The 4,040-nt window shown below is 64.0% G+C and carries 5 protein-coding genes; 4 read left to right on the forward strand and 1 reads right to left on the reverse strand.

Features of this window, described 5'->3' with window-relative positions:
• A partial coding sequence (locus JHD73_RS26885) for a PASTA domain-containing protein (protein ID WP_233177176.1) occupies nucleotides 1-598 on the forward strand: 598 nt, incomplete at its 5' end.
• Between the two features lie 27 nt (nucleotides 599-625).
• Here JHD73_RS26885 and JHD73_RS26890 read toward each other — a convergent pair.
• On the reverse strand, nucleotides 626-949 hold the full coding sequence (locus JHD73_RS26890; protein WP_233177177.1) for a hypothetical protein: 324 nt from the start codon (nucleotides 947-949) through the stop codon (nucleotides 626-628).
• 202 nt (nucleotides 950-1,151) lie between these two features.
• Here JHD73_RS26890 and JHD73_RS26895 point away from each other — a divergent pair, with 202 nt between their 5' ends.
• The 3 genes from JHD73_RS26895 to JHD73_RS26905 all read left to right on the forward strand — a co-directional run bounded on the left by JHD73_RS26895 (nucleotide 1,152) and on the right by JHD73_RS26905 (nucleotide 4,015).
• Nucleotides 1,152-2,279 (forward strand): acyltransferase, encoded by a 1,128-nt coding sequence (locus JHD73_RS26895; RefSeq protein WP_199033196.1) that lies wholly within the window; start codon nucleotides 1,152-1,154, stop codon nucleotides 2,277-2,279.
• Between the two features lie 89 nt (nucleotides 2,280-2,368).
• On the forward strand, nucleotides 2,369-3,220 hold the full coding sequence (locus tag JHD73_RS26900) for a transporter substrate-binding domain-containing protein (protein WP_199033197.1): 852 nt from the start codon (nucleotides 2,369-2,371) through the stop codon (nucleotides 3,218-3,220).
• 12 nt (nucleotides 3,221-3,232) lie between these two features.
• The gene (locus tag JHD73_RS26905; protein ID WP_199033198.1) at nucleotides 3,233-4,015 is read left to right on the forward strand and encodes an amino acid ABC transporter permease; all 783 of its coding nucleotides are present in this window, start codon (nucleotides 3,233-3,235) and stop codon (nucleotides 4,013-4,015) included.
• Nucleotides 4,016-4,040: the final 25 nt, after the last annotated feature.

Raw genomic sequence — 4,040 nt, forward strand, 5'->3', positions numbered from 1 at the left:
GGGTTGGGCCGTCATGGCAGATGTACCGCTGGGGCCCTACCGCGCCGTCAGCTTTGCGGGCCAGATGCAGGCCGGCACCAGTGGTACCTGTGCCGCCACGCAAGGCAACATCGCGGTGTTCAGCAACGACAAGCTGATCGCGCTGGCCTACGGAACATCGGCAGACGACACCGCCATCGGCAACCTCGTCCCGCTCGAAGGCGGCACCGTGCGCCTGTGGGATGGCGATATCGTTCCCGCGCCCGCGGGTGACCTGCATGTCGACGCCGACGGCACGGTGCGGCTGACCAAGATGGCCGACGAAGACACCGTCTGCCAGGGCCGCGCCAAGCTGCCGAACGTCTACGGCATGCCGATCGACAAGGCGCGCAAGGCGCTGGCCGCCAAGGGCTGGAACCCGGTGCGGGCCAAAGCCAGCGGCGACCCGCGGCAAGCGATGCTGTTCAAACACAGCATCATCGAAACCGACGACTGCTCGGGCACGGGCATGGCCTATTGCAGCTACAGCTACGCCGGCCCGGCCGGCAAGCTGTCACTGGAAACGGCTGGCGAAGATGACCTTCCGAGCGTGTCGGGCTACAGCGTCAAGTGCCGTTGAGCGCCCTGTCGCCCTGGCGCTCAGTCGTCAAAGGTCCCCTGATACTCGGGCGCGGCAGAAGAAGCGTGAGCCGCGGCCGTTGTTGAACACGTCGGTCTCCATCTTCACGCCTTCACTCTGAAAACGCGTGTGGAGTTCGCGCACCGCATCCAGGCTCGGCAGTTCAAACCCGACGTGAAAATTGCCGGGCCAGGTCAGCACCTCATCACCCGCGTGGTCGATCACCACATCAAAGCCGGGGCGTTTGAGGATGTATGACTGGCTCCAGGTGCCTGCAATTAGAGCGCGCCGATGCTCACACCCGCGCGCCGGGTAACGGCACTGGAAATCGGGCGATCGCTCTTTCACCATGAACCCCGTGGCCAAGCGCCCCAGGCTGCGTGATTGCCTGACACCAGGTGCGGGGCGAACGAAACGCGCACGGCGTACGAACGCGCCACTGCCCTGGCACACAACGGGGAGGAGCACGCGGCACGCAGCTTGCTGGAGCGGTTGGGTTACCTATCACGCGATGGCGGCGGCCCCTCCGTCGCGCCGCCATCGCCCATCTTGCGTGAGCCGCTCTTCGTCTTCTCTTCAAAGCATCCAGGCGCTGCGGGGCTTTGCCGCGCTCTATGTCGTGGCATTCCATTCCGGCCTGGCGCTGGCCCATGCCGACATCCCTGCCCTCGCGTGGCTGACCACGCATGTGGTCAAACGCGGGCATGTGGGGGTGGATGTCTTCTTCGTCATCAGCGGTTTCATCATTGCGTGGGTCGCCATTGTCGGACCGAAAGGCCCCGAGACACCCAGCACGTTTCTCGTCAAGCGTACGTTTCGGCTGGCACCGCCGTACTGGCTGATGTCGGTGCTGCATTCCACATGGCTCAATCCGGTGTCGACTAGCGCGCTGCTCAGCTCGCTTGCCTTCCTGCCGCAGGCCAACGTGGATGCCCCCTACTTCGGCTATCCCGCGCTCTACGTCGGCTGGTCACTCAATTACGAGGCATTCTTCTATGCGCTGTGTGCGCTGGGGTTGACGCTATTCGGCAGGCGTGCGCTGTGGTTGGTCGCACTCGTGTTGTTCACCACAACCATCATCGTGCCGTTCTGGCACGGCAGCATAGTGCTGCGTGACCCGGAAGCACTCTACACTTGGGCCACACCCGTGCAGGCAATGGCGGCCAACCCACTTGTGCTCGAATTCCTGCTGGGTGCGGGGCTGGCGTGGTTGTATGCGAAACACCGGCACCGCCTGACACCCGCTTTGGCCCGCGTGCTGTTGGCGGTCGGTCTGGGCGCTTTCATCATCTCCGTGATCGGGCCGGTACCCAAGTTCGATTTGCTTGCGCGCGGCCTGCCAGCGGGGGCACTGCTGATGGGTCTGGTGGCGATGGAGTACTGCAGCCTGCTCCGCGTGCCGCGTGTGACGGTCTGGCTGGGTGAGTTGTCGTATGCGCTTTACCTCGTCCACCCAAGCGTGATCGAAGCCACGCACCGGCTGGTGGGCGTGCTTGCGCCGGAGTGGATCGGTACGCAGCTTCTGCTGTTTGCGGTCAATCTTGCGCTGACGCTTGCGCTGGCGGCGCTGTTGCATCGTTATGTAGAACAGCCTTCCATTGCGCTGGGTCGCAAAACGATCGACTGGATGCATGACACACGGCATGCGTGGCGCGTACGGCTGGGGCTGCAGAAGCCATGAGCACTGCATAACGTTTCCGGTTTTTATTCGTTCACCGCACGACGGGCGTCTCACACAATGGTTGCCTCAGAAACAATCTGTCGCACGCCATGTCTGCTCGCTCCCGCTGGTTCCGTTTCGCCCCCACTGTATTGGCTGCCGCCACGTTGCTCGCAGCCACCGCTGCATCCGCCGATGCCACGCTCGACAAGGTCCAGCAACGTAAGAAGCTGGTGGTGGGTGTGGTGCTGTCGGGCGGGCCGTTCGGGTCCATCGACCCGGCAACGCAGCGCGCGACGGGTTTCAATGTCGACCTGGCACAGGCGCTTGGGCGCGGGCTGGGTGTGGAGGTGGAAACGGTGCAGGTGCAGCCGTCCAACCGCATTCAGTTCCTGCAGCAAGGGCGTGTGGACATTCTCGTCGCATCAATGGAGCTGAACCCCGAGCGCGCGGAACTGCTGGCCCACGTGCCCTCGCCTTACTACCGCGTGGGCGGCGTGGCGCTGGTGCCCAAGGACAGCCCCGTGCAGAAGTGGAGCGATTTGAAGGGCAAGGATGTGTGCCTGTCGCAAGGCAGCAGCTACACCAAGCCGCTGGCGGCAGAGATCGGCGCCACGCCCAAGGGCTTCAAGAGCCCGGCGGAATCACTGCTGGCGCTGCGCGGCAACAACTGCGCCGCCGCGGTGCATGACGCCACGCTGCTGCAACCGCTGCCGCGCACCAACCCGGAATGGAAGGACTACCGCGTCGTCGGCCCAGACCTGATCCCCTCGCCCACCGTTATCTGGGCACGCAAGGGTGAAAACGACACCGTGGCCGCGCTCGACCGCATCGTGCAAGGCTGGCATCGCGATGGCTGGCTGATCGAGACCGAGAAGAAGAACGGCATCCTGCCGCCGTCGCCCGCGCTGGTTGAATGGCATGAAGCCGCAAAAGATACCGCCAAGACGAACCGCATCTGACCCGCATTCCGCATGGCTGACGATCTGCTGCTGCGCGCGATTGCGCTGGTCCGCCATGCGGGCCTCGACTACGGTTTCCTGGCCGAATCCTATGAGCGCAATGCGCTGTTGCACGGCGCCAGGCTCTCGCTGCAGGTGATGTTCAGCACCGTAGTATTGAGCCTCATCCTTGGGGTGGTGCTGGCGCGCCTGCTGATCTCGCCGCGCAGGCGCGTTGCGCAACTGGCGCAGGGCTTTGTTGAACTCACGCGCAATACACCGACGCTGGTGCAGCTGTGCTGCGCGTTCCTGGTCGTCAACACGCTCATCACGCAGGTGCTGACGCAGTGGCAGTTGCGCAATCCGCTCACGCCGTTCTTTTGGGCGGTGGCCATTCTCTCGCTGCACAAGGCGGCCTTTCATGCCGAGGCACTGCGCGGCGGCATCGAGGCCGTACCGACCGCTATGGTGGAAGCAGCAACGTCATTGGGCTTCAGTGCACGCGAACGGCTGTGGCGCGTGCAGCTTCCGCTGGCGTTCCGTGCCGCGCTGCCTTCGTTGATGAACAACACGGTGGAACTGGTGAAGGCGTCGTCACTGGCCTCGGCCATTGCAGTGGGTGACATCACATACAGCGCGCTGATGATCTGGACCCAGCGCGACAACGTGCTCGAATGCATGGTGCTGTTACTGCTGTTCTATGGCGTGGTCACCTATGCCGTGCACGCAGCCGGCGTGTGGATCGAACGTCGGCTGCGCATGCCGGGCTATGGGGCCACGAGCCCTGCTATTGCAGGAGGGCCCGCCCATGCCTGAAACCCTTCTTGCGACGCTGTTGCAC

The organism is Ralstonia sp. ASV6, from assembly GCF_016429285.1.
Lineage (GTDB): Bacteria > Pseudomonadota > Gammaproteobacteria > Burkholderiales > Burkholderiaceae > Ralstonia > Ralstonia flaminis.